The sequence below is a fragment of the Yinghuangia sp. YIM S10712 genome (assembly GCF_051388935.1).
Taxonomy (GTDB): Bacteria; Actinomycetota; Actinomycetes; order Streptomycetales; family Streptomycetaceae; genus Yinghuangia.
In genome coordinates, this window is record NZ_JBPKBI010000002.1 from 781,755 (window position 1) to 806,079 (window position 24,325).

At 70.7% G+C, this 24,325-nt stretch carries 26 protein-coding genes; 11 read left to right on the plus strand and 15 right to left on the minus strand.

What is annotated here, in order from left to right:
* The first annotated feature begins 74 nt into the window (after nt 1-74).
* From ACRX5W_RS08780 to ACRX5W_RS08805, 6 genes are all read left to right on the plus strand, one after another.
* Nucleotides 75-1,262 (plus strand): phosphoglycerate kinase, encoded by a 1,188-nt coding sequence (locus ACRX5W_RS08780; RefSeq protein WP_436787384.1) that lies wholly within the window; start codon nt 75-77, stop codon nt 1,260-1,262.
* Nucleotides 1,263-1,266: 4 nt separating this feature from the next.
* Nucleotides 1,267-2,091, plus strand: coding sequence for a triose-phosphate isomerase (gene tpiA / locus ACRX5W_RS08785; protein ID WP_436787385.1), 825 nt, complete (start codon nt 1,267-1,269; stop codon nt 2,089-2,091).
* Between the two features lie 180 nt (nt 2,092-2,271).
* Nucleotides 2,272-2,502: a preprotein translocase subunit SecG gene (gene secG / locus ACRX5W_RS08790; RefSeq protein WP_436787386.1), complete on the plus strand. Its 231-nt coding sequence runs from the start codon at nt 2,272-2,274 to the stop codon at nt 2,500-2,502.
* 244 nt (nt 2,503-2,746) lie between these two features.
* Nucleotides 2,747-3,082, plus strand: coding sequence for an RNA polymerase-binding protein RbpA (locus ACRX5W_RS08795; RefSeq protein ID WP_436787387.1), 336 nt, complete (start codon nt 2,747-2,749; stop codon nt 3,080-3,082).
* A gap of 187 nt (nt 3,083-3,269) precedes the next feature.
* The gene (locus ACRX5W_RS08800) at nt 3,270-3,884 is read left to right on the plus strand and encodes a hypothetical protein (protein ID WP_436787388.1); all 615 of its coding nucleotides are present in this window, start codon (nt 3,270-3,272) and stop codon (nt 3,882-3,884) included.
* A 74-nt stretch (nt 3,885-3,958) separates the two neighbouring features.
* Nucleotides 3,959-4,531 (plus strand): suppressor of fused domain protein, encoded by a 573-nt coding sequence (locus ACRX5W_RS08805; protein ID WP_436787389.1) that lies wholly within the window; start codon nt 3,959-3,961, stop codon nt 4,529-4,531.
* Between the two features lie 9 nt (nt 4,532-4,540).
* On the opposite strand, the gene ACRX5W_RS08810 is transcribed toward ACRX5W_RS08805, so the two are convergent.
* The 13 genes from ACRX5W_RS08810 to ACRX5W_RS08870 all read right to left on the minus strand — a co-directional run bounded on the left by ACRX5W_RS08810 (nt 4,541) and on the right by ACRX5W_RS08870 (nt 16,278).
* Entirely contained in the window at nt 4,541-5,944 is a 1,404-nt protein-coding gene (locus tag ACRX5W_RS08810) for a hypothetical protein (protein ID WP_436787390.1), read from the minus strand.
* A gap of 355 nt (nt 5,945-6,299) precedes the next feature.
* Nucleotides 6,300-6,845, minus strand: coding sequence for a hypothetical protein (locus ACRX5W_RS08815; RefSeq protein ID WP_436787391.1), 546 nt, complete (start codon nt 6,843-6,845; stop codon nt 6,300-6,302).
* 55 nt (nt 6,846-6,900) lie between these two features.
* Nucleotides 6,901-7,710 (minus strand): class I SAM-dependent methyltransferase, encoded by an 810-nt coding sequence (locus ACRX5W_RS08820; protein WP_436787392.1) that lies wholly within the window; start codon nt 7,708-7,710, stop codon nt 6,901-6,903.
* Nucleotides 7,711-7,782: 72 nt separating this feature from the next.
* On the minus strand, nt 7,783-8,571 hold the full coding sequence (locus ACRX5W_RS08825) for an SDR family oxidoreductase (RefSeq protein ID WP_436787393.1): 789 nt from the start codon (nt 8,569-8,571) through the stop codon (nt 7,783-7,785).
* Between the two features lie 177 nt (nt 8,572-8,748).
* Nucleotides 8,749-9,645 carry an RNA polymerase sigma-70 factor gene (locus ACRX5W_RS08830; protein ID WP_436787394.1) on the minus strand — a complete coding sequence of 299 codons (897 nt, stop codon included), beginning with the start codon at nt 9,643-9,645 and terminating at the stop codon, nt 8,749-8,751.
* A gap of 143 nt (nt 9,646-9,788) precedes the next feature.
* Nucleotides 9,789-10,118 (minus strand): metal-sulfur cluster assembly factor, encoded by a 330-nt coding sequence (locus ACRX5W_RS08835; RefSeq protein WP_436787395.1) that lies wholly within the window; start codon nt 10,116-10,118, stop codon nt 9,789-9,791.
* Complete coding sequence (gene sufU / locus ACRX5W_RS08840; RefSeq protein ID WP_436787529.1) at nt 10,115-10,570, minus strand: Fe-S cluster assembly sulfur transfer protein SufU; 456 nt, start codon at nt 10,568-10,570, stop codon at nt 10,115-10,117. Before sufU ends, ACRX5W_RS08835 begins: the two co-directional genes overlap by 4 nt.
* A 42-nt stretch (nt 10,571-10,612) precedes the next feature.
* On the minus strand, nt 10,613-11,872 hold the full coding sequence (locus tag ACRX5W_RS08845; protein ID WP_436787396.1) for a cysteine desulfurase: 1,260 nt from the start codon (nt 11,870-11,872) through the stop codon (nt 10,613-10,615).
* Nucleotides 11,869-12,633 carry a Fe-S cluster assembly ATPase SufC gene (gene sufC / locus ACRX5W_RS08850; RefSeq protein ID WP_436787397.1) on the minus strand — a complete coding sequence of 255 codons (765 nt, stop codon included), beginning with the start codon at nt 12,631-12,633 and terminating at the stop codon, nt 11,869-11,871. Before sufC ends, ACRX5W_RS08845 begins: the two co-directional genes overlap by 4 nt.
* A 6-nt stretch (nt 12,634-12,639) precedes the next feature.
* A complete protein-coding gene (locus ACRX5W_RS08855) occupies nt 12,640-12,957 on the minus strand; it encodes a non-heme iron oxygenase ferredoxin subunit (RefSeq protein ID WP_436787398.1) in 318 nt (105 codons plus the stop codon).
* Nucleotides 12,957-14,186 carry a Fe-S cluster assembly protein SufD gene (sufD, locus tag ACRX5W_RS08860; protein WP_436787399.1) on the minus strand — a complete coding sequence of 410 codons (1,230 nt, stop codon included), beginning with the start codon at nt 14,184-14,186 and terminating at the stop codon, nt 12,957-12,959. The genes ACRX5W_RS08855 and sufD overlap by 1 nt, the downstream gene beginning before the upstream one ends.
* 14 nt (nt 14,187-14,200) lie before the next feature.
* Nucleotides 14,201-15,613: a Fe-S cluster assembly protein SufB gene (sufB, locus tag ACRX5W_RS08865; protein ID WP_436787400.1), complete on the minus strand. Its 1,413-nt coding sequence runs from the start codon at nt 15,611-15,613 to the stop codon at nt 14,201-14,203.
* The gene (locus ACRX5W_RS08870) at nt 15,610-16,278 is read right to left on the minus strand and encodes a helix-turn-helix transcriptional regulator (protein ID WP_436787530.1); all 669 of its coding nucleotides are present in this window, start codon (nt 16,276-16,278) and stop codon (nt 15,610-15,612) included. Before ACRX5W_RS08870 ends, sufB begins: the two co-directional genes overlap by 4 nt.
* 232 nt (nt 16,279-16,510) lie before the next feature.
* Here ACRX5W_RS08870 and ACRX5W_RS08875 point away from each other — a divergent pair, with 232 nt between their 5' ends.
* Genes ACRX5W_RS08875 through ACRX5W_RS08885 form a run of 3 tightly spaced genes read left to right on the plus strand, consistent with a single transcriptional unit; the run spans nt 16,511 to nt 19,249 of the window.
* On the plus strand, nt 16,511-17,443 hold the full coding sequence (locus ACRX5W_RS08875; protein WP_436787401.1) for an ABC transporter ATP-binding protein: 933 nt from the start codon (nt 16,511-16,513) through the stop codon (nt 17,441-17,443).
* Nucleotides 17,444-17,490: 47 nt separating this feature from the next.
* Nucleotides 17,491-18,219: an ABC transporter permease gene (locus ACRX5W_RS08880; protein WP_436787531.1), complete on the plus strand. Its 729-nt coding sequence runs from the start codon at nt 17,491-17,493 to the stop codon at nt 18,217-18,219.
* Between the two features lie 58 nt (nt 18,220-18,277).
* Nucleotides 18,278-19,249 carry a COX15/CtaA family protein gene (locus tag ACRX5W_RS08885; protein ID WP_436787402.1) on the plus strand — a complete coding sequence of 324 codons (972 nt, stop codon included), beginning with the start codon at nt 18,278-18,280 and terminating at the stop codon, nt 19,247-19,249.
* A gap of 130 nt (nt 19,250-19,379) precedes the next feature.
* On the opposite strand, the gene ACRX5W_RS08890 is transcribed toward ACRX5W_RS08885, so the two are convergent.
* Both ACRX5W_RS08890 and ACRX5W_RS08895 read right to left on the minus strand, forming a co-directional pair.
* Nucleotides 19,380-19,739, minus strand: coding sequence for a hypothetical protein (locus ACRX5W_RS08890; RefSeq protein ID WP_436787403.1), 360 nt, complete (start codon nt 19,737-19,739; stop codon nt 19,380-19,382).
* 72 nt (nt 19,740-19,811) lie between these two features.
* Nucleotides 19,812-20,756: a heme o synthase gene (locus tag ACRX5W_RS08895; protein WP_436787404.1), complete on the minus strand. Its 945-nt coding sequence runs from the start codon at nt 20,754-20,756 to the stop codon at nt 19,812-19,814.
* A 248-nt stretch (nt 20,757-21,004) separates the two neighbouring features.
* On the opposite strand from ACRX5W_RS08895, the gene tkt reads away from it, so the two are divergent.
* Both tkt and tal read left to right on the plus strand, forming a co-directional pair.
* Complete coding sequence (gene tkt / locus ACRX5W_RS08900) at nt 21,005-23,086, plus strand: transketolase (protein WP_436787532.1); 2,082 nt, start codon at nt 21,005-21,007, stop codon at nt 23,084-23,086.
* Between the two features lie 54 nt (nt 23,087-23,140).
* On the plus strand, nt 23,141-24,250 hold the full coding sequence (gene tal, locus ACRX5W_RS08905; protein ID WP_436787405.1) for a transaldolase: 1,110 nt from the start codon (nt 23,141-23,143) through the stop codon (nt 24,248-24,250).
* Nucleotides 24,251-24,325 lie beyond the last annotated feature (75 nt).

The following is a 24,325-nucleotide window of genomic DNA, read 5'->3' on the forward strand; positions in this document are numbered from 1 at the left end:
CGCGCACCCGCCCGAAGGTTCGATTCCCGGGCCGCCTCCCTCAGCGGCCCGAACCCATGAGGACTGACCGACCGATGAAGACCATCGACGATCTCGACGTCGCCGGTCGGCGCGTACTCGTCCGCGCCGATCTCAACGTGCCGCTGGACGGCACGACCATCACCGACGACGGCCGCATCCGTGCGAGCCTGCCCACGCTCCGAGCCCTCGCCGAGCGCGGCGCCCGGGTGGTCGTCACCGCGCACCTCGGCCGCCCCAAGGGCGAGCCGAACCCGGCCTACTCCCTCGCCCCGGTCGCCGCGCGCCTCGGCGAACTCCTGGGTCGCCCGGTCGAGTTCGCGACCGACACGGTGGGCGAGAGCGCCCGCGCGACGGTCGCCTCCCTTGGTGACGGCGACGTCGCGCTGCTGGAGAACGTACGCTTCAACGCCGCCGAGACCAGCAAGGACGACGCCGCACGCGGCGCGTTCGCGGACGAACTGGCGTCCGTCGCCGACCTGTACGTCGGCGACGGCTTCGGGGCGGTGCACCGCAAGCACGCTTCCGTGTACGACGTCGCCCAGCGGCTGCCGCACGCCGCCGGGCGCCTGATCGCCGCCGAACTCGACGTGCTCAGGCGCCTCACGGAGAACGTCGACCGGCCGTACGCCGTCGTGCTCGGCGGTTCGAAGGTCTCCGACAAGCTCGGCGTGATCGACAACCTGCTCGACAAGGCGGACCGCATCCTCATCGGCGGCGGCATGGTCTACACGTTCCTCGCCGCGCAGGGCCACGAGGTCGGCACGTCGCTGCTGGAGAAGGACCAGCTCGACACCGTCCGCGCGTACCTGCGCAGGGCCGAGGAGAGCGGCGTCGAGTTCGTGCTGCCGGTCGACGTCGTCGCCGCAGTCGCGTTCGCCGCCGACGCCGAGCACGACGTCGTGTCCGCCGACGCGATCCCCGCCGACCGCATGGGCCTCGACATCGGCCCCGAGTCCGGCAAGCTGTTCGCCGCCAAGCTCACCGACGCCCGCACGGTCTTCTGGAACGGCCCGATGGGCGTGTTCGAGATGGAGCCGTACGCGGGAGGCACCCGCGCGGTGGCCCACGCGCTCCAGGACTCCGACGCCTTCACGGTCGTCGGAGGCGGGGACTCCGCCGCCGCCGTGCGCACGCTCGGCTTCGACGAGAACGCTTTCGGTCACATCTCGACCGGGGGCGGCGCCAGCCTCGAATACCTGGAGGGCAAGACCCTGCCCGGCCTCGACGCCCTGGAGGGCTGATCCGATGTCCGTGATCAAGAAGACCAACGCCTCCGGCGGCGCGTCCGGCGGGCGGATGCCGCTCATGGCCGGCAACTGGAAGATGAACCTCAACCACCTTGAGGCCATCGCCCTGGTGCAGAAGCTCGCGTTCGCCCTCGACGACAAGGACTTCGACCAGGTCGAGGTCGCGGTGCTGCCGCCGTTCACCGACCTGCGCTCGGTCCAGACGCTCGTCGACGGCGACAAGCTGCGCATCGTCTTCGGCGCGCAGGACCTGTCGCAGCACGCCGGCGGCGCGTACACCGGCGAGATCGCGGGCTCGATGCTCGCGAAGCTCAAGTGCACCTACGTCACTGTGGGGCACTCGGAGCGCCGGCAGTACCACGCGGAGACGGACGAGATCGTCAACGCCAAGGTCAAGGCCGCCTTCGCGAACAACATCGTGCCGATCCTGTGCGTGGGCGAGGGCCTGGACGTGCGCAAGGCCGGCGAGCACGTCGCGTACACGCTCGCGCAGGTCGACGGAGGTCTGGCCGGGATTCCGGCGGCCGAGGCGGAGACGATCGTCATCGCGTACGAGCCGGTGTGGGCCATCGGCACCGGCGAGGTCGCGACACCGGAGGACGCCCAGGAGGTGTGCGGCGCGATCCGCGCGCGTCTCGCCGAGCTGTACGGCGCCGAGCTGGCCGACAAGGTCCGCGTGCTGTACGGCGGCTCGGTCAAGTCGTCCAACGTCGGCGGCCTGATGGCCAAGCCGGACATCGACGGCGGGCTGGTCGGGGGTGCGAGCCTGGACGCCGAGGAGTTCGTCAAGCTGGTCCGCTTCCGCGACCAGGCCGTCGGTTAGCCACTGTTTGTTCCGTCACCCGCCCACCCGGTCCCGGGGCCCTCGCGGCTTCGGTTCCCCGTGGGCGGGGGGACGGCGTACCCTGTCGGAGGCCAGGAATCCCTGGCCGCGCGTCCGCAGAGCTCGCCGGTGCACGCACGCACTCCGGCTCTTCAACAAGAAAAGGAACCGGTCCAGGCCGTGGAACTCGTGTTCTCGATCGCCCTGATCATCTTCAGCGCCATGATGGTGCTGCTTGTCCTGCTGCACAAGGGCAAGGGCGGAGGCCTGTCCGACCTGTTCGGCGGCGGCATGTCGTCGTCGCTGGGCGGTTCGTCGGTCGTGGAGAAGAACCTCGACCGCCTGACGATCATCTTCGGAATCCTGTGGTTCGTCACGATCGTCGTTCTCGGCCTGCTGCTCAAGGAATAACGCTCGGGGAACAACTGCCCCAGGACCACCGCAACCGTCGGCGATCGCTCGCGGTACGCACGATGTCCCCCTCTGCACACGGTTTCTGACGGTGTGTCGGAAAGCGTGGGATGCGCGGTTCACGGCCGCGCGGGGCGCACGTACACTGTTGCGCGAGGCAGCCTCCCGGCCCGTGGGCGCGCGGGGTGCCGTTCGAGCCGCGCGACCGGGCGCGCGGCCCACAGATCCAAGGGGAGTTTGAACCGTGGCAAGTGGCAACGCCATCCGTGGGAGCCGGGTCGGCGCGGGCCCGATGGGTGAGGCCGAGCGCGGCGAGGCGGCCCCCCGTCTGCGTATCTCGTTCTGGTGTGCCAACAAGCACGAGACCCAGCCGAGCTTCGCGACCGACGCGCAGGTGCCTGAGACATGGGACTGCCCCCGTTGCGGGCTGCCCGCCGGGCAGGACAGCGACAACCCGCCGGACGCGCCGCGTACCGAGCCCTACAAGACGCACCTCGCCTACGTGCGCGAACGCCGCAGCGACGCGGACGGCGAGGCTATCCTCGCCGAGGCGCTGGCCAAGCTGCGCGGCGAGATCTGACGGCCGGGCCGCTTTCCCGCCGGTCCGGTGCGCCTCGGCGCGCCGGTACAGGCCGGCGTGGTGCGTTCCGACCGAACGGGTAGTCATCGGTCACCCCGACGGCCCAGCCCCGGCCGTGTGTGTCACCCGTACGCGACCGCACTCCGCACACTGAGCGCTGATCCGGCCATCCGATCACCGCTTTGGGGTGCCTGTGCCCGTACGCCTGCCCCGCCGCGTGTGCCTCGGCGCAGCGGCAGCCGCTCTGCTCGCCACCGCGCCGTTCGCGGCGTCCGTGTCCGCGTCGTCCCTACCGCCGCCGACCCGTCCCGCGCTGTCCATCAAGGTCGACAACGGGACGATGAGTTCCAAGGCGAAGCAGGTGCACACCTACACGGTGCTGCTGCGCAACCTCGGCTCGACCGACCTGCGGGACATCAGTCTGACGGAGAGCCTTCCGTCCGGTGTCGCGCTGCTCGACGCCGGAGGCGGTTCCGCGGTGGTGTGGCCGGACACCCAGGTCACATGGACGGTCGACCTGCCGGCCGGGCAACAGCTCGTCCGCACGGTCGAGGCCCGGGTCGACCGCCTGCCCACCGGGAACGGCGTCGCGTCCACGGCCTGCGCGCGCATCGGCGACAGCACAGTGCCGGTCGTCTGCTCGACGGACGTCGACCAACTCCCCGCCAAGGTCGCCGACACCGCGGGGCTCACCACGACCACGGTTCTCGGCGGGGTCGTCGCGGCACTGACCGCGGCCGGGGCGGGGGCCTGGTACTTCGTGCGCCGCCGACGGGCCGCCGCGGTCGCCGCCGCCGACTGAACGAACCGGCGGCCGCTCGTATTGTCGGAGCGTGGTTGCGGCTTCGCGGCGACCGGATCCGGCAGGATGTGGGAATGCCCAGCCGCGTTCACGCCTATTCGGCGCATATCGACCGCCTGGTGGGCGACGCCGAGCCCGAAGTCTTCGTGGCGCCCTCGACGAGACACGACGTGCCCGGGGTCACCGCGCTGCGTTTCGCGGGCCTTCCCCGACGAGGAATGGCCACGTCGATCACCTACGGTGTCTCCCTTGTGCGTCACCGAAGTTGGGAGCACGGCACCGCCGAGCTGTGCATGTGCGTGCGTTCGTCGGACGCCATATGGTCCCGCGTGCTGGGCTACCTCGGCGAGCAACTGCGCGGCGTCTGCCCGTTCACCTACGGGAACACCATCGACTTCGGAGAGCGCATCGCCTCCGACACGCGGATGACGGCGTTCTTCGTCCACGCGTCGACGGTCATCGAACGCGAGGACGCCATCGGCATCGACGTTTCCGAACCCAGCCTGTCCGGCACCGATCTGATCACCATTCAGGGCATGTACCCGATCCACGAGATCGAGCGGCAGTTCATCAACGAGCGTGGCCTCGACGCGTTTTGGAACCAGGTCTGGGACACGTACGACGTGAGTCGGCCGCCGGCGGTGTGAGCGTCACCGTCACACGTCGATGTCCGTGCGCGGTCGGCGCGGCGGCGGAGGCCGGCGTACGGCGCGCTCGCCGGCCACGCGGTCGGCGGTCAGCCGCCCCGAGGCTCTGGCCGCGGGTGGTCTCGCCGGGCGCGCGGGATCGGACGCCAGCGTGCCGTCGGCGGCCGGGCGACCCGCGGCGACCGCGGCGTGCGGCTCCGGTGCCGGCGTCTCGCGCGAGCGGCGGCCGGTGATCCAGGCGGGGGCGTCGTCGCCGGTCGCGGCACGCCAGCGGGAGCGTACTGCCACGGGTTCGGCGGCGTGGGCGCGGACGAGGGCGTCGGTGGCCATCTCGACGACCTGCGGGAGGTCGAGGGCCGTGCCGACGCCGAGTGCCGCCGCGAGCGGGGGAACGGCGTCGGCCGGGCGGTCGGCCGCGATCAGGACCAGGCCGTACACGGCGTAGGTGACGGCGACTTCGGGGCGGCGGGCGAGGACCGGGTCGAGGCGCACGCGGCGGGCCCGGAGCGCGACGGCTTCCTCCAGCGCCTCGACGGCCCGGTCGTGGCGGTCGGCGCCGCTCAGCAGCAGCCCGAAACCCTGCAACGTGGCGGCGAGGGCGTCGTCGGCGGGCCCGGGTGTGGAGGTCTCCGTCGACGCGCGGCGCAGTGCGACGGCCGAACCCGCCCGCTCGACGGCCTCGTCCACGCGCCCGACCCGCGCCAGCAGGTTCGCCTGACGCATCGTCACCTGCGCCAGCACGTCGGCGTCGGCGGCCGTCAGCAGCCGGGCGGCCTCGTCGAACATCCCCAGGGCCTCGTCCACTTGCCCGGTCGCCGCGAGCCGCCCGGCGAATTCATCGAGTGCGTCGGCGAGTCCGGTACGGTGCCGCTCGGGCGCGCGGGCCGCGAGCGTGCGGTACGCCTCGACGCACTCGTGCAGGACCGCGAGCGCGCGGTCGCTGTCGCCGGCGTCCCCGAGCCGGGCACCGTAGTCGCGCAACGTCGCGGCGAGCAGCGGGCGGTGGCGCTGCACATCGAGCGCGGCGAGCCTGCGGGCCCGCATCGTGGCGTGGTCGGCGATCTTGACCGCGTCGGCGAAGCGCTGCCCTCCCGCGAGGACCGCGGCGAGCGCACGCAGCGCGTCCACGAGGGCGGGGGCGTACTCGGCGGGATCCTCCTCGGCGAGGTCGCCGAGAACGCGCACGGCGGCGCGTGCGGGCGCGGACGCCTCGGCATGCCGCCCCGCGCGGCTGAGCTGCCGGGCGCGTTCGGCGAGCACCGCGGCGCGGTCCCGCTCCTCGCCGCGGACGGAGGCGGCGGTCGCCCGCGACCCCTCGCCCTCTGACGGAAGCCGAGCCTCCGTTTCGACCGGAATCCGCTGCTGCGAGGCAGGATGCGGTGGCACCGCGACGACCTCCTTGCTCGCCGACACGGCCGCTCCAGCGGCCTCCTGATCGAGCCGGAGCCGGTACGCGGCAAGGTGACGCTCGTGTCGTCGACGCCATCTGAAGAGCACGCGCCTCCACCCCACCCCACAGCTCGCCCCACTGTCCCTGGCGACGCTATCGCGCGACCGGCCGTCAGGGAGCCGACAAGGAGGGGATCAAGCCAGGGGTTTCACCCGGGAGGGGACGTATCACGCGCTTTGTCGGATGAGCGGCGGCACCGGGGAGCGGGGAGCCTCGCGGGCGGAGGCGCGACGCCCACCCGGTGGCCGCTTTCGTGTCCGGAAGGTCGGTCCGCGGGAACGGCCGAAAACGCCCGGCCCGTCCGGTGCCAGCCTGTGCTCACAGCCAGCTTTCGCGGGCGTTCGTGAGTGGTGTGCCGTCGGGGGGCTTGGCGAGTTCGCCGGAGTGCACGCGGGCCAGGAGGCGGCCGGTGGCCTGCACGATCTCCGGTGCCGCCGCGCGGACGTCGGCCGGGTCGGAGGGGCCGAGCAGGTCCGGGGCGAGGCCTGAGGCCGCGAAGAGCGCTCCGAGGTCGGCGAGTTGCTCCGCGAGCCAGCCCAGGGGGTCGGCGGAGAGTTCCTTGACGAAGACGCGCTCGCACGGTTCCCAGCCGTCGAAGCGCGGATGGTGGTGGGTCCTGTCGAACGTTCCCGCCGGCCCATCGACGGACTCCAGCAAGTCCAGGCGCCACAGCGGGCGTTCGATCGCGATGGGCCGGGCCGAGTAGATGGATCCGCGGAGTTCGCCGGGTGCGGCCAGCCGCACTTCCAGGCGCACTCCGCGTTCCGGACCTTCTTGTCCGGCCAAGGGGTTCGGGTCCACGAAGTACAAGTCGCCGACCACCACGCTGATCCGATCGAAGCCGAATGCGTAGAACACGGTCACCGCCCTCGCGGTCGGAGGAATCGCGGGCTGTCCGAACCGAGCGTAGCGCGTGCCCTCAACGGACCGCAGCGGCGACCGTGCTGGTGAACGGGAGTTCGGCGGTGCCGTCGGAAGCGGTGAAGGGGCCCAGGAGTTCACACAGGGTCTCGGTGGCCTTGCGGATGCCGTCGCGTCGGGCCTCGGCAACGGCGGACGCCCACGGGAGCGCGGACAAGTGCGCCGGGGCGAAGTCGGCCAGCGGCGGGAGCTTGATCATGACCTGGAGTTCGCGCGTACGGACCTCGTCGAGGCCGGCCTCGCGCATCGCCGCGGCGATGCGCTTCGCCGTACAGGAGAAGGAGGTCGCGTACGACGCCGCCACCTTTGGCCCCGCGACCTCGTCGATGGCGAGTCGCTGTGCGAGGAAGAACGGGGAGCCGTCGATCGACGCCCAAGCCGTCACCGCGACGCGGCCTCCGGGCCTCAGCACACGGGCGAATTCGGTGAACGCGGCATCCAACTCGGGGAAGTACTGGACGCCTTGCTGGCAGACGACGACATCGAACGCCGCGTCGTCGAACGGCAGCGCGTCGGCGGACGCCTGGTTCCAGTAGAGGGGAGCGGCGTCCGGCGTGTGCGCGCCCGCGGCGGCCAGCATGCCCGGGTTGACGTCCACACCGACGATGTTGCCGTCCGCGCCGACCAGATCGGCCGCCGCGCGGGCCGCGAATCCCGTGCCGCACGCCACGTCGAGAACCGCGTCGCCGGGCTCCGGCCGCGCGGCGTCCAGCAGCGCCGCGACGAACGGGGCCATGATCGTCGCGACGTGGCTCTCATACCGCTCGGGAGCGTCCCCGGAGAGCTGGAAACCCGGTTCGCTGGTCATGATTCGCACTCTACGCCGCCCGGGAGGGAGGGGCGGGTGTGCGGAAACGCCCGCCCGCCCTCCCGGGCAACCTCAGCGGGCCGACCGGGAGGCGACCTGCCCGGCCAGGAATTCCTCCCACGTCCGCACACCGACCGCGTGGTCGGGCGTGGTCAGCGCGCCGGAACGGAACGCGGCACCCATCGTGCCGGGCAGGTGCACGGGCACGATCGGGCGCTTGCGCCCGGCAGCCGCGAGCCATGTGCGCGCGAGTTCCTTGGCGTCGTACACCCTCGGCCCGCCCATCTCGGGAACCTGGCCGGCCGGCGCACCGAGCGCCAACTCCACCAGCCGGTCGGCGACTTCGCCCTGATCCACCGGCTGGCACGCGGTCTTGGACGGCACCAGCACGAACGGCAGCTTGAGCATGAACCGGAACGCCATGTTGAGCAGCTCGGGGAACTGCGTCGCCCGCAGGTTGGTCCACGGGATACCGGACTCGGCGAGCAGCAGCTCGCCCTCCAGCTTGATCTTGTAGTACGGGTACGGAATGCGGTCCACGCCGACGATCGAGATGTTGACGATGTGCCGCACCCCGGCCCGCCGCGCCGCGTCGATCAGCCGGCGCCAGCCGGGGATGTCGTTCTTCGGCTTCCGGGTGTCCGACGCGCAGTGGACGACCGTCGCGACGCCCTCCAGCGCCGCGTCGACGCCCGCGCCCGTCCCCAGGTCCGCGGTCACCCACTCCACCCCCGGATCGACAGGCAACGCCGTCCTGCGGGTCATCGCCCGGACCGGCACCCCGGCACGCCGGACCCGGTCCAACACCTCCCGTCCGAGCACGCCGGTCGCACCGGTCACAAGGATCACGTCCTGGCTCATCAGACCTCCTCGACTCGGGGCGCGCCGCGCGATCGCGGCGCCGACCCTCCCTCGTCAGAGATAGGAACCGGGCGGCTCCGCGTTATGTGACAACCGCCGGGACAGCTCGCCGAAAGATCTCGATTTCACCCGGGCGGGCCCTCGCGGCAGCCTGCCGCGTCCGCAGGTCACCGGCGTCTACGCCGCGGCCGCCTGGGCCTGGAGGAACCCCAGCTTGTCGGGATTGCGGACGATCCGCACGGCGACAACACCCCCGTGCCCGACCTCGATCGCCGCTGCCGTCTTCAGCACGCCGTCTTCCCACGCCAGCACCGCGGTCTCCCCGTTGACCTCGGCGACACCGATGTCCATGCCCGCCGCGAAACGCTCGACCAGGCCGACCAGGAAGCGGGCGACCTTGTCGCGGCCGTACACCGGGCGCGTCGACGCCGAGACCTTGCCGCCGCCGTCCGACCAGGCGACCACGTCGTCCGCGAGCAGGGCTTCGAGCTGGTCGAGGGAGCCCTCGGCGGCGGCGAGGAAGCGGGTCAGCAGATCGGCGCGTACGTCCGCCGGCGCGTCGAAACGCGGGCGGCCGTCGGCGAGATGCTGCTTGGCACGCCGGTACGTCTGCCGCGTCTTCGCCTCCGACCAGTCCAGCACCGCGGCGATGTCGCGGTGGCTGTAGTCGAACGCGTCACGCAGCACCACCACGGCCCGCTCGGGCGGCGAAAGCCGCTCCATCATGACCAGCACCGCCATCGACACCATGTCGCGCTGCTCGGCGGTCTCCAACGGGCCGAGCACGCCGGTGTCCGTGCGCACCGGCTCCGGCAGCCACGGCCCGACGTACTCCTCACGCCGGGCCCGCGCCGAGGTCAGCCTGTTGAGGCACAGATTCGTGACCACCTTGGCCAGCCACGCCCCCGGCGCCCCGATGTGTGCCCGCTCGGCGCCGTGCCACCGCACATACGCGTCCTGCACCGCGTCCTCGGCCTCGGCCGCCGACCCGAGCATCCGGTACGCGATCCCGAACAGTCGCGACCGCGCCGCCTCGAACTCGGCGGTCGGATCCTCAACCCCAGCCACACCCATCCCGCCACGGTACAGAGCCGCCCGTCTCGGTTTTCCTGTGGTTTCCGACCGTCGTCAGGCAGCGGGACACGTGAGCACGACCCAAAGGCAAAGAACGCGCCGCAACGGGCGCGTTCTTTCCCTGGAGGCCGGGGCTTCGGCGGTCAGACGTTGAAGCCGAGTGCGCGGAGTTGTTCGCGGCCGTCGTCGGTGATCTTCTCGGGGCCCCACGGGGGCATCCAGACCCAGTTGATGCGCAGGTCGCTGACGAGGTTCTCGGTGGCGCCGTGTGCCTGAGCCTCGATGACCTCGGTCAGGGGACACGCGGCCGAGGTCAGGGTCATGTCGACGGTGGCGACGCCGTCGTCGACGGTGACGCCGTAGACGAGGCCGAGGTCGACGACATTGATGCCGAGCTCCGGGTCGACGACGTCGTAGAGCGCCTCCCTGACGTCGTCGGCGCTCGCCGCCGGGTTCACTTTGGTGTCGCTCACTTGTGACCCTCCATCACCTGAGTCGTCGCGTCCCGCCAGGCCATCCAGCCGAGCAGCGCGCACTTGACGCGGGCCGGGAACTTCGAGACACCCGCGAACGCCACCGCGTCCTCCAGCACGTCCTCGTCCGGCTCGGCCTGGCCCTTGGACTGCATCAGGTGCAGGAACTCCTCCTGCACCGCGAGCGCGTCGGTGACCGTGCGGCCGATGACCAGGTCGGTCATGACGGACGCGCTCGCCTGGCTGATCGAGCAGCCCTGGCCCTCGTACGACACGTCGACGACCTTGGCGTCGGGGCCCGTGCCGTCGAGCTTGACCCGCAGCGTCACCTCGTCGCCGCACGTCGGGTTGACGTGGTGCACCTCGGTGTCGAACGGGTCGCGCAGCCCTTTGTGGTGCGGGTTGCGGTAGTGGTCCAGGATGATCTCCTGGTACATCGAGTCGAGTTTCATCGCCGGGTTCGCTCCCATGCCCGTGACGTCAGTCCAACACAGTCAGCCGAAGAAACGGCGTACGTGTTCCAGGCCGGCCACCAGGGCGTCGACCTCGGCCGGAGTCGAGTACAGGTAGAACGACGCGCGCGTGGTGGCCGGGACGCCGTACCGCAGGCACACCGGGCGCGCGCAGTGATGGCCGACCCGGACCGCGATGCCCTGCTCGTCCAGCACCTGGCCCACGTCGTGCGGGTGCAGGTCGCCGAATCGGAAGGAGATCGCGGCACCGCGCGCCTCGGCGGTCTTCGGGCCGATGATCTCCAGGCCGGGAACCGACGTCAGCGCGTCGATGGCGTAGGCCGTCAGCGCGTGCTCGTGCGCCTCGACCTTGTCCATGCCGATCGCGTCGAGATAGTCGATCGCCGCGCCGAGACCGACCGCCTGCGCGATCGGCGGGGTGCCGGCCTCGAACTTGTGCGGCGCGGGCGCGTACGTCGACGCGCTCATCGTCACGGTCTCGATCATCTCGCCGCCGCCCAGGAACGGCGGCAGCTCCTCCAGCAGGCCCAGCCGGCCCCACAGCACCCCGATGCCGGTCGGGGCGAGCATCTTGTGCCCGGTGAACGCCACGAAGTCGGCTTCGAGCGCCTGCACGTCGAGCGGGACGTGCGGGGCCGCCTGCGACGCGTCGACCACCACCAGGGCGCCGACGTCGTGGGCGCGCCGCACGATCGCGTCGAGCGGGTTGACCGTGCCGAGGATGTTCGACGTGTGGACCACCGAGACCACCTTGGTGTCCTCGGTGATGACCCGGTCGATGTCCGACAGGTCCAGGCGGCCGTCGTCGGTCAGACCGAACCACTTGAGCGTCGCACCCGTGCGCTGGCACAGAAGCTGCCAGGGCACGATGTTCGAGTGGTGCTCCATCTCGGTGATGACGACCTCGGCGCCCGGACCGACGCGGAAGGGCTCGTCCGCCCACGTCAGCATGTTGGCGACGAGGTTCAGCGCCTCCGAGGAGTTCTTGGTGAAGACCACCTCGTCGCGCGACGGCGCGTTGATGAACGACGCAACCTTGTCGCGGGCGCCCTCGTACAGCGCCGTGGCCTCCTCGGCGAGCACGTGCACGCCGCGGTGCACGTTGGCGTTGTGCAGTTCGTAGTAGGCGTTCAGCGCGTCCAGGACCTGCTTGGGCTTCTGCGAGGTCGCCGCGTTGTCCAGGTAGACAAGCGGTTTGCCGTCGTGGAGCAGGCGGGACAGGACCGGGAAGTCCTTGCGGATCGTCTCGGTGTCCAGGAGCCCCGCGAGGGTGGTCGTCATGCGCTCTCCCTGACTCCGGCGTACGCCTCGTAACCTTCGGCCTCAAGCTTGTCGGCGAGCTCCGGACCACCGGACTCGACGATCCGGCCGCCCGCGAAGACGTGCACGTGATCGGGCTTGATGTAGCGGAGGATCCGCGTGTAGTGGGTGATCAGCAGCGTGCCGATCTCGCCCGTGTCCCGCACCCGGTTCACACCCTCGGACACGACCCGCAGCGCGTCGACGTCGAGACCGGAGTCGGTCTCGTCCAGCACCGCGATCTTCGGCTTCAGCAGCTCCAGCTGAAGGATCTCGTGGCGCTTCTTCTCACCGCCGGAGAAGCCCTCGTTGACGTTGCGCTCCGCGAACGACGGGTCCATCTGGAGGCGTTCCATCGCCTCCTTGACCTCCTTGACCCACAGCCGCAGCTTGGGGGCCTCGCCGCGCACCGCGGTGGCGGCCGTACGCAGGAAGTTCGAGACGGACACCCCGGTCACCTCGACCGGGTACTGCATCGCGAGGAACAGGCCCGCGCGGGCGCGCTCGTCGACGCTCATCGACAGCACGTCCTCGCCGTCGAGGGTCACGGTGCCGCCGGTGACGGTGTACTTCGGGTGCCCGGCGATCGAATAGGCCAGGGTGGACTTGCCGGAGCCGTTCGGGCCCATGATGGCGTGGGTCTCGCCCTGTTTCACGGTCAGGTCGACGCCGCGCAGGATCTCGCGGGGGCCGGTCTCGGCCTCCACGCTGACGTGCAGGTCGCGGATCTCAAGCGTTGCCATACGGACTCAGGACTCCTGGTTCAGGTCGACGTGAATCGCGTCGGCCTCGATCTTCACGGGATAGACGGGCACCGGCTGCGTGGCCGGCGGTCCCGACGGGCGGCCGGTGCGCAGGTCGAAGCGCGAGCCGTGCAGCCAGCACTCGATCGCGCAGTCCTCGACCTCGCCCTCGGACAGCGACACGTTGGCGTGGCTGCACACGTCGTTGATCGCGTACACCTCGCCCTCGGTGCGCACGAGTGTGACGGGCACGCCTTCGAGGACCACGCGCAGCGGAGTGTCCTCGGACAGCTCGGCTTCGCTGCAGGCGCGTACGTACGTCATCAGACGCTCGCCTCCAGATCCGCCTCGATGGCCGTCATCAGCCGGGCCTCCAGCTCGGGAATCCCGATCTGTGCGACGACCTCGGCGAAGAAGCCGCGCACCACCAGGCGGCGGGCCTCATCGGCCGGGATGCCGCGGGCCTGGAGGTAGAAGAGCTGCTCGTCGTCGAAGCGGCCGGTGGCGCTCGCGTGCCCGGCACCGGCGATCTCGCCGGTCTCGATCTCCAGGTTCGGGACCGAGTCGGCGCGGGCGCCGTCGGTGAGCAGCAGGTTGCGGTTCAGCTCGTACGTGTCGGTGCCCTCGGCCGCCGCGCGGATCAGCACGTCGCCGATCCACACCGTGCGGGCGTCGGCGCCCTGGAGCGCGCCCTTGTACGTGACATGGCTGCGGCAGCGCGGCACGTCGTGGTCGACGAACAAGCGGTGCTCCAGGTGCTGGCCCGAGTCGGCGAAGTACACGCCGTACAGGGACGCGTCGCCGCCGGGGGCGTCGAAGACCACACGCGGGAACAGCCGCACCAGAGCGCCGCCGAGCGTCACCACGACCGACTTGAACGTCGCGTCGCGGCCCAGCCGCGCGACATGGTGGCCCAGGTGCACGGCGCCCGCGTCCCAGTCCTGGATCGACACGACGGTCAGCCGCGCGCCGTCCGCGACGAGGAATTCGACGTTGTCGGCGTACACCGCCTTGCCGCCGTGGTCGAGCACGACGACGGCCTCCGCGAACGCCTCGACGTTGACCGTGAGGTGGCCGAACCCGGTGGCGGGGGTGCCGCGCGTGCGCACGACCACCGGCTCACCCGGCGCGAGCTCGCGCGGGAAGGTCACCACGGTCGCCTTCTCGAACGAGGAGAACGCCTGCGCCGCGACCCGGTCGACCGGCGCACCGGCCTTGCCCACGCGCGCGTCGTCGCGGCCCACGGTCTCCACGACCACGCCGGACGGGGCGTCGACCTCGACCGTCGGGGAGCCCAATTGCCCGGCCTTGCCGAACGTGCCGTCGTGCAGGCCGCCGAGCCGGTCCAGCGGCGTGAACCGCCAGTCCTCCTCGCGGCCGTTCGGCACCGCGAAATCGTCGACGTCGTACGAGGCGACGGCGATCTGCCGGGCGTCGGCCGGCTGGCTGACCATGCGCCCGGTGCCGGGTCCCGCGAGCTCGTCACGGGCCCCGGCCTCGCGCACGGCGATGGAACCGGCCGTGGTGCTACCGGAGTTGTTAGCGCTTGCCATAGGTATTTGCGGGCCTAGCCCACAGCCCCTTCCATCTGCAGCTCGATCAGGCGGTTCAGTTCGAGGGCGTACTCCATGGGGAGCTCGCGCGCGATCGGCTCGACGAAGCCGCGCACGATCATCGCCATGGCCTCGTCCTCGGTCATCCCGCGGCTCATGAGGTAGAACAACTGGTCCTCGGAGACCTTCGAGACGGTCGCCTCGTGGCCCATCGACACGTCGTCCTCGCGCACGTCCACGTACGGGTACGTGTCGGACCGCGAGATCGTGTCGACCAGCAGCGCGTCGCACTTGACCGACGAGCTGGAGCCCTTCGCGCCGTCCTCGATCTGGACCAGGCCGCGGTACGACGTGCGCCCGCCGGCCCGCGCGACCGACTTGGACACGATGTTCGAAGACGTGTTCGGCGCGCAGTGCACCATCTTCGACCCCGCGTCCTGGTGCTGGCCCTCGCCCGCGAAGGCGATCGACAGCGTCTCGCCCTTCGCGTGCTCGCCGAGCAGCCAGACGGCCGGGTACTTCATCGTCACCTTGGAGCCGATGTTGCCGTCGATCCACTCCATGGTCGCGCCCTCGTGGGCGACGGCCCGCTTGGTGACCAGGTTGTAGACGTTGTTCGACCAGTTCTGGATGGTCGTGTACCGCACCCGGGCGTTCTTCTTGACGATGATCTCGACGACCGCGGAGTGCAGTGAGTCCGACGAGTAGATCGGCGCGGTGCAGCCCTCGACGTAGTGCACGTACGAGCCCTCGTCCGCGATGATCAGCGTCCGCTCAAACTGGCCCATGTTCTCGGTGTTGATCCGGAAGTAGGCCTGGAGCGGGATCTCGACGTGCACGCCCGGCGGCACGTAGATGAACGAACCGCCCGACCACACCGCGGTGTTCAGCGCGGCGAACTTGTTGTCGCCGACCGGGATGACCGAGCCGAAGTACTCCTGGAAGATCTCCGGGTGCTCGCGCAGGCCCGTGTCGGTGTCCAGGAAGATGACGCCCTGCTCCTCCAGGTCCTCGCGGATCTGGTGGTACACGACCTCCGACTCGTACTGCGCCGCGACGCCGGCCACGAGACGCTGCTTCTCCGCCTCGGGGATGCCGAGCTTGTCGTACGTGTTCTTGATGTCCTCCGGCAGGTCCTCCCACGAGGCCGCCTGCTTCTCGGTGGACCGCACGAAGTACTTGATGTTGTCGAAGTCGATCCCGGACAGGTCGGAGCCCCAGGTCGGCATCGGCTTCTTGTCGAACAGGCGCAGACCCTTGAGCCGGAGTTTGAGCATCCACTCGGGCTCGTTCTTCTTGGCCGAGATGTCCCGGACGACGTCTTCCGACAGGCCGCGGCGCGCGGTGGCACCCGCGACGTCCGGGTCGGCCCAGCCGTACTCGTACTGGCCCAGGCCCTCAAGCTCGGGGCGAGCTTCGGTGGTCATGCGGGGTTCCTCCCGGTGACGTTCTTCGGTACGTGCGTGGTGCAGACGCCGTCGCCGTGAGCGAGGGTCGCCAGCCGCTGGACGTGGGTGCCGAGGAGTCGAGCGAACACCTCGGTCTCGGCCTCGCACAGTTGCGGGAACCGCTCGGCGACGTGCGCCACCGGGCAGTGGTGCTGGCAAAGCTGCTCTCCGCCCGGAGCCTGCCGCGCACTCGCGGCATATCCGTCGGCGGACAGCGCCTCTGCCAGCGCCTCGGCCCGCTTGCCCTCGGGCGCGCTCTCGACGACCGGCAGGTACTTGGTCTCAAGGGCGGCGACCCGGCTGCGGGCGAACGCCATCACGGCGTCCTCACCTGCGACCTCCGCGAGGAAGCGCAGGGCCTCGGCGGCCAGGATGTCGTACTCCTGATGGAACGACCCGCGGCCGGCGTCCGTGAGAGCGAACACCTTGGCGGGGCGGCCACGCCCGCGCTGACCGTACACCCGCTGCTGGCGGGCCTCGATCACACCGTCGGCGAGGAGCGCGTCGAGGTGACGGCGCACCGCGGCGGCGGTGAGGTCGAGCCGTTCGGCGAGGTCCGCCGCGGTGGACGGGCCGTGCACGAGGATCGACCGGGCAACTTTGTTGCGGGTGCCCGCGTGCGCGTCGTTTTCGGGCACGGCCAAACCCGTGGCGGCGTTCCGCCCCGAGTCTCCCGCGTCCTCGCGCACGTATTTCACAACGCCATTGTTGCGTTAATGCCTTCCGGTGGCGAACTCCGCTTGCGTGCGCTCGGTCACTTAGGCCCGCCTAATCACGCTCTGAACTGCGGGTTTCTCGAAAAGTAGTTGTCTCGTCACAATCGAGTAAAGGCGTGTTGTGCAGGACCGCTCCAGACCGTTCCTAGACTGATGCGCCATGGACTCCGCACAGGGGCCTGCCGTCGAGATCGTCGGTCTGGTCAAGAAGTACGGCGACAAAACCGCCGTGGACGGGCTGGACCTCGTGGTCGACGCCGGGTCGGTGACCGCGGTCCTCGGGCCGAACGGAGCCGGCAAGACCTCGACCATCGAGATCTGCGAGGGGTACCGGCGGGCCGACGCCGGGACCGTCCGGGTCCTCGGCCTCGACCCCGCCTTGCACGGCGAACGGCTCCGCCCCAGGGTCGGGGTCATGCTCCAGTCCGGCGGCGTGTACGCGGGCGCCCGCGCCGAGGAGATGCTCCGCCACGTCGCCAAACTCCACGCACACCCGCTCGACGTGGCCATGTTGGTCGACCGGCTGGGCCTGGCGTCCTGCGGCCGTACGACCTACCGGCGCCTGTCCGGCGGGCAGCAGCAGCGGCTCGCCCTGGCCCTGGCCGTGGTCGGCCGCCCGGAGCTGGTGTTCCTCGACGAGCCGACAGCCGGGCTCGACCCGCAGGCCCGCCGCGCCACCTGGGACCTCGTACGCGATCTGCGAACCGACGGCGTGACCGTCGTCCTCACGACGCACGCCATGGACGAGGCGGAACAACTCGCCGACGACGTGCACATCATCGACCGAGGCCGGGTGATCGCCTCGGGGGCACCGGACGCACTGTGCCGCGACGGGGCGGAGAACTCACTGCGTTTCTCCGGCCCCCCGGGACTCGACCTGACCGCGATGACCGCCGCGCTCCCCGAAGGGGCGAAAGCGTTCGAGGTCGCGCGCGGTGCGTACCGCGTCGACGGCGACATCGGCCCGCAGCTGCTCGCCACGGTCACGGCCTGGTGCGCGCAGCACGGGGTGATGCCGGAGAAGTTGACCGTGGAGCGCCGCACTCTGGAAGACGTTTTCCTGGAACTGACCGGACGGGAGCTGCGCTCGTGAGCACGGGGACCTTCGCACCGAAACCCGGCGCCGCGCCGCTCGGCCGCATGATCGCGGCGCAGACACTGCTCGAAACCAAGATGCTGCTGCGCAATGGCGAGCAGCTGCTGCTCACGATCGTCATCCCGTCGCTGCTGCTCGTGCTTTTCGGCGCGGTGGACGTGGTCGACGTCGGCGACCTCGCGCCCGGCGAGGAACGCGTCGACTTCCTCGCCCCCGGGCTCCTCGCGCTGGCGGTGCTGTCCACGGCGTTCACCGGCCAGGCCATCGCCACCGGCTTCGAGCGGCGGTACGGCGTGCTCAAGCGCCTGGGCGCGACACCCCTTCCGCGCTGGGGCCTCATGGCCGCCAAAACCGGCTGCGTGCTGCTCGTCGAACTGCTCCAGGTCGCGCTGCTGACGGCGATCGCGTTCGGGCTGGGTTGGGACCCGGACGGCAACCCGCTCGCGGTCCTGCTGCTGCTCGTGCTCGGGACCGGGGCGTTCTCCGGGCTCGGCCTGCTCATGGCCGGCACGCTGCGCGCCGAGGCGACGCTGGCCGCGGCGAACCTCGTCTTCATCCTGCTGCTGGTGTGCGGCGGGGTGATCGTGCCGCTCGACAAGTTCCCCGGCGGCGTCGAGGCGGTGCTCTCGCTCACGCCGATCGCGGCACTGTCGGACGGGCTGCGGGACGTGCTGCGCGACGGGGCGTCGCTGCCGTGGGGCGACACGGGCATCCTCGCGGTCTGGGCGGTTCTCGGGCTCGCCGCGGCGGCGCGGTTCTTCCGCTGGGAGTAGCCCGCGGTGCCCGGGGCCGCGTACTTAGTGAAAGTGTTCACAACGTACGCTGATGCCCATGAGTTCGCCGTCCGCCGTGTCACCTCTCGCCCGCCGCATCTTCCTGGTCAACCTGTGCGCCCAGATCGGCATCGTCGTCACCGGCGGCCTCGTCCGACTCACCGGGTCCGGGCTGGGCTGCGACACGTGGCCGCGCTGCAACGACACCCAGTGGACCCCGCACGGCGAGAGCTCGATCTATACGTACATCGAGTTCGGCAACCGCATGCTGACCTACGTGGTCGGCGCCGTCGCGGTGGCGGCGACCGTGATCGCCTGGAAGCACCGCCCGGTGCGCAAGGAGATCCGCTACCTCGCGGCGTTCCAGCTCTTCGCGGTCGTCGGCCAGGCGATCCTCGGCGGCATCACGGTGCTGACGGACCTTCACCCGGCTTCTGTGGCCGCGCACTTGCTGCTCTCGATGTTCATGATCGGGTCCGCCGTCGCGCTGTGCGAGAGGGCGGGGGAAGGCGACGGTCCGGTACGCCCGTTGGTCCGCCGCGAGATCCGCGTCTTCGCGTACGCCGGCGTCGCCGTGCTCGCGGCGCTCCTCGTGGTGGGCACCGTCGTCACCGGCTCGGGCCCGCACGCGGGCGACGAGGAGGCGCGGCGGTTCGACGTCAACGTCGACCAAATGGCTTGGCTGCACGCCGATCTTGCATTCCTGTTGCTCGGCGCCGCGCTGGCGCTCGCGCTGGCCCTGCGCGTGACCGACGCCCCGGTGTCGGCGCAGCGACGCGTGTGGTGGCTGCTGGGGGTCATGCTCCCGCAGGGCCTGATCGGCTACACGCAGTACTTCAACGGCCTGCCGGAGTGGCAGGTGTCGCTGCACATGTTCGGCGCCTGCCTCGTGGTCGTCACCACGGTGCGCATCGTGTTCGGGCTGCGTGAACGCGGCGATGCCGGTGAGGAGCGCGACCAGGACGCGAGCGACGCGCCCATGGACGTCCCGGCCCCAGCCGACGAACCACTGCCCGCGACGCGCTACTGACCGCGGCGGCGTGGACGCGCTGCCGACCGTTGCGACCTACTGACCGTTCTGACGTGGGCGCGCTGCCGACCCGCCCTGCGCGGAGTCGTGTCCGAAACCTGGCAGCGCGGAGGCTTCCGGCAAACGGGCCTCAGGCGTTCGCCGGGCCGCCGATCTGGATCCCGGCCATGCGGGACCACTCGTACTGCCCCGTCCTGACGCGCAGCGCGACGTCGTTGGGGAATTCCTCGTGCAGCGTCAGCCCGGCTGCCTCGACCGCCTGCCTGGCGGTCTGGGGGTCGCGGGCGACCTGGTCGCCCCACTGGCCGTCGGCGCCCACGATCACGATGCGGGTCGAGTCGCGGCCGATGTATTCGACGACCGCGTCAGCCTTGGCGTCGCCGTTCACCGCGTGGCGGGAGGCGAAGCGCGAGAGGTTGCGGGCCAGGCGGCGCACTGTGCGGTCGGTCCTGGGAGCGGTCGGGGCCGCCGGGGTCTCCGTGTCGGTCATGCGCGAGATGTTACCGACGCGTCGTCAGTACGGCGCCGTGGGGATGCTCACAGAGGTGCCCGGCGAAGCGGCTCAGGCGAACAGCACCGGGTCGACCGCGACCGCGACGAACAGCAGCGTCAGGTACGTGATCGACCAGTGGAACAGGCGCATCTCCTTGAGCTTCGCGCCCGTCGCCTCGGCATTGGCCCGCCGGGCGAGCGCGTGCGCCTCGTACAGCCACGCGACGCCCAGCACCGTGGCCGCGGCCGGGTAGAGCCAGCCGGTGTCGGCGGCCGGCCACAGCAGCAGGGACGTGCCGACCATGACCCAGCTGTAGATGACGATCTGCCGCGCGACGACCTTGTTGCCCGCCACCACCGGCAGCATCGGCACGCCCGCGTTCGCGTAGTCGTCGGCGCACTTCATCGACAGGGGCCAATAGTGCGGAGGCGTCCAGAAGAAGACGACCATGAACAGCACGAACGGCGCCCAGTCAAGGGAGTTCGTCACCGCGGTCCAGCCGATCAGGACCTGCATGCAGCCCGCGATGCCGCCCCACACGATGTTCTGCGGGGTACGGCGCTTCAGCATCATCGTGTAGACCACGACGTAGTAGAAGATCGCCAGCACCGACAGCCCCGCCGACAGGGGATTGACCAGCGCCCAGAACCACACGGTCGACACGACGCCCAACGTCGCCGCGAACACGAGGCATTCGCGCGGCGACACCATCCCGGTCACCAGCGGGCGCCGCTCGGTGCGGTGCATCAGCCGGTCGATGTCCCGGTCGAGGTACATGTTGAAGGCGTTCGCGCTGCCTGCCGACAGATAGCCGCCGAAGCAGACCACGAGGACCAGACCCAGGTCCGGCATCCCCTTCGCGGCCAGGAACATCACCGGAATCGTGCTGATGAGCAGGAGCTCGATGATGCGCGGTTTCGTGAGGGTCACGAACGCGAGGACCCGGGCCGCCGGCGGACGACTGCCGCGGGTTGGTCCCGCCAGCCCGGCCGGTCGGGATTCGACGGCTGTCACGAACACCCCATCAGCAGCGGATTAGAACTAACGGGAAACTGTAGTCCCTCGCCTGGGCGCGGAATGCCCGGGGGCCGCCCGCGCGGCGCCCGCGCGACCGGGCCGCCTCCTTGGCCGCGTGGGGCCCGCCGGACCCCGGTAGGCTCGCCCGTGTGCCGTCTACGCCGAGCGGACGAACACCTGTCATAGCCCGCCATTTCGGCGATCAACCGGAGAAACCGGAAGGAGCCCTGACAAGGGTGAGCACCATGCCGACCAACGACAGCAGCGCGCTGGAGTGGACCGACCTCGACAAGCGTGCGGTGGACACCGCGCGTGTCCTCGCGATGGATGCCGTGCAGAAGGTCGGCAACGGCCACCCCGGGACGGCGATGAGCCTCGCACCCGCGGCCTACCTCATCTGGCAGAAGCTCCTGCGGCACGACCCGGTCGACCCCGACTGGGCGGGGCGTGACCGCTTCGTCCTGTCTCCGGGGCACACCAGCCTGACGCTGTACACGCAGCTCTTCCTGTCCGGTTACGGCCTTGACCTGGACGACCTGAAGGCGTTCCGCACGTGGGGCAGCCGTACGCCCGGCCACCCCGAGCACGGCCACACCTCCGGTGTCGAGACGACGACGGGCCCGCTCGGCCAGGGCATCGCCAACGCGGTCGGCATGGCGATGGCCGCGCGCTACGAGCGCGGTCTGTTCGACCCCGACGCGGCGCCCGGCACGTCGCCGTTCGACCACACGATCTGGGCGATCGTGTCCGACGGCGACCTCGAAGAGGGCATCTCCGCCGAGGCGAGCTCGCTCGCGGGCCACCAGAAGCTCGGCAACCTCGTCGCGCTGTACGACGACAACCACATCTCCATCGAGGGCGACACCGAGACCGCGTTCAGCGAGGACGTGCTGAAGCGGTATGAGGCGTACGGCTGGCACACCCTGCGCGTCGAGCCGCTGCCCGACGGCGACATCGACGTCCCGGCCCTCTACGCCGCGCTCAAGGCCGGCCAGGCCGAGACCGAGCGTCCGACGATGATCGCGCTGCGCACCACGATCGCGTGGCCGGCCCCGAACGCGCAGAACACCGCCAAGGCGCACGGCGCGGCGCTCGGCGCCGACGAGATCGCGGCCACCAAGAAGATCCTCGGCTTCGACCCGACGCAGACCTTCGAGGTCGCCGACGAGGTCCTCGCGCACGCCCGCAAGGTCGTCGACCGCGGCCGTGCCGTCCGCGCGGCGTGGGACGAGCAGCTCGCCGCGTGGCGCAAGGCCAATCCGGAGCGCGCCGAGACGCTGGCCCGGGTCGCCGAGCGCCGGCTGCCGGACGGCTGGGAGAAGGCGCTTCCGGCGTTCGAGGGCGGCAAGGCGATGGCCACCCGCAAGGCGTCCGGCAAGGTGCTCGCGGCCCTCGGCCCGGTCATCCCCGAGCTGTGGGGCGGCAGCGCCGACCTCGCCGAGTCGAACAACACCACGATCGACGAGTCGAGTTCGTTCCTGCCGACGGGCAACCCGCTCAAGTCCGCGGACCCGTACGGCCGCACGATCCACTTCGGCATCCGCGAGCACGCCATGGGCTCGACGATGAACGGCATCGCGCTGCACGGCGGGACCCGCGTGTTCGGTGGCACCTTCCTGGTGTTCTCCGACTACATGCGCCCGGCCGTCCGCCTCGCGGCGCTCATGAAGCTCCCGGTCACGTACGTGTGGACGCACGACTCGATCGGCCTGGGCGAGGACGGCCCGACCCACCAGCCGGTCGAGCACATCGCCGCACTGCGCGCGATCCCGGGCCTGGACGTGGTCCGCCCCGCGGACGCCAACGAGGTCGCGGTCGCGTGGCGCACGATCCTGTCGCACACCGACCGCCCCGCCGGCCTCCTGCTGACCCGCCAGGACGTCCCGACGTTCGAGCGCGACGACCAGAACAGCGCGGAGGGCACCGCTCGCGGCGGCTACATCCTCGCCGAGGCCTCCGCCGGGCTGCCGCAGGTCGTCCTCATCGGCACCGGCTCCGAGGTGCAGCTCGCCATGGCCGCGCGCGAGACGCTGGAGGCCGAGGGCATCAAGACGCGCGTCGTGTCGATGCCGTCGATCGAGTGGTTCAACGCGCAGGACCAGTCGTACCGCGAGCACGTCATCCCGCCGGCGGTCAAGGCGCGGGTGTCGGTCGAGGCGGGCATCGGGCTGGGCTGGCGCGAGATCGTCGGCGACGCCGGGAAGATCGTGTCGCTGGAGCACTTCGGCGCGTCCGCCGATTTCAAGACCCTGTTCGCGGAGTTCGGCATCACCGCCGAGGCCGTGGTCACCGCGGCGCGGGAATCGCTGCGCGTCGCAGGTGCCTGAGCCGGATACCCGGTACAGAGCACGAAGTTCCCCCATCCACAAGGAGCGAACACCATGACGGACAACCTCCGTCGCCTCTCCGCCGAGGGTGTGGCCATCTGGCTCGACGATCTGAGCCGGGCCCGCCTCGCCTCGGGAAACCTCGCCGAGCTGGTGCGCGACAAGGAGATCGTCGGCGTCACCACCAACCCCGCGATCTTCCAGAAGGCCATCGCCGGCAAGGACGACTACGACGACCAGATCCGTGACCTCGCGGCCCGCGAGGTCACGGTCGAAGAGGCCGTGCGCATGATCACGGCGCAGGACGTGCGCGACGCGTGCGACGTGCTCAAGCCGGTGTTCGTGGCGAGCAAGCACGTCGACGGCCGGGTCTCCATCGAGGTCGACCCGCGCCTCGCGCACCGCACCGAGCCGACGATCGCCGAGGCCCGTCAGCTCTGGTGGCTGGTGGACCGGCGCAACCTCTTCATCAAGATCCCGGCGACCGAGGCGGGCCTGCCCGCGATCTCGCAGGTGATCAGCGAGGGCATCAGCGTCAACGTCACCCTGATCTTCTCCCTGGACCGGTACAAGGCCGTCATGGACGCCTACATGACCGGTCTGGAGCGGGCCAAGGAGGCGGGGCGCAACCTGGCCGAGATCGAGTCGGTCGCGTCGTTCTTCGTCTCCCGCGTGGACACCGAGATCGACGCCCGGCTCGACAAGATCGGCACCGACGAGGCGAAGGCGCTGCGCGGCAAGGCCGGGCTCGCCAACGCACGGCTGGCGTACGAGGCCTTCGAGGAGGTTGTCGCCTCCGACCGCTGGCAGGCGCTGGCCGCCGCGGGGGCGAAGGTGCAGCGCCCGCTGTGGGCCTCGACCGGGGTCAAGGACCCCGCGTACAAGGACACCCTGTACGTGGACGACCTGGTCGTCACCGGCACCGTGAACACGATGCCGGAGGCGACGTTGGAAGCGGTCGCCGACCACGGGCGGATCGCCGGTGACGCGGTGCACGGCACCTACGACCAGTCGCGCGCCGAGCTGGCGGCGCTGGCCGGTCTCGGGATCTCGTACGACGAGGTCGTGCAGCTCCTCGAAGACGAAGGTGTCGAGAAGTTCGAGACCTCGTGGACGGGGCTGCTCGACTCGTTGCAGAAGGAACTCGACCGCCTGCGTCCGTGACGCGGCGGCCGGCGGAGCGCGCCTGATCCCTCGCCGGGTCGCTCTGCCGCGCAACACGCACGACACCGCGTGCCG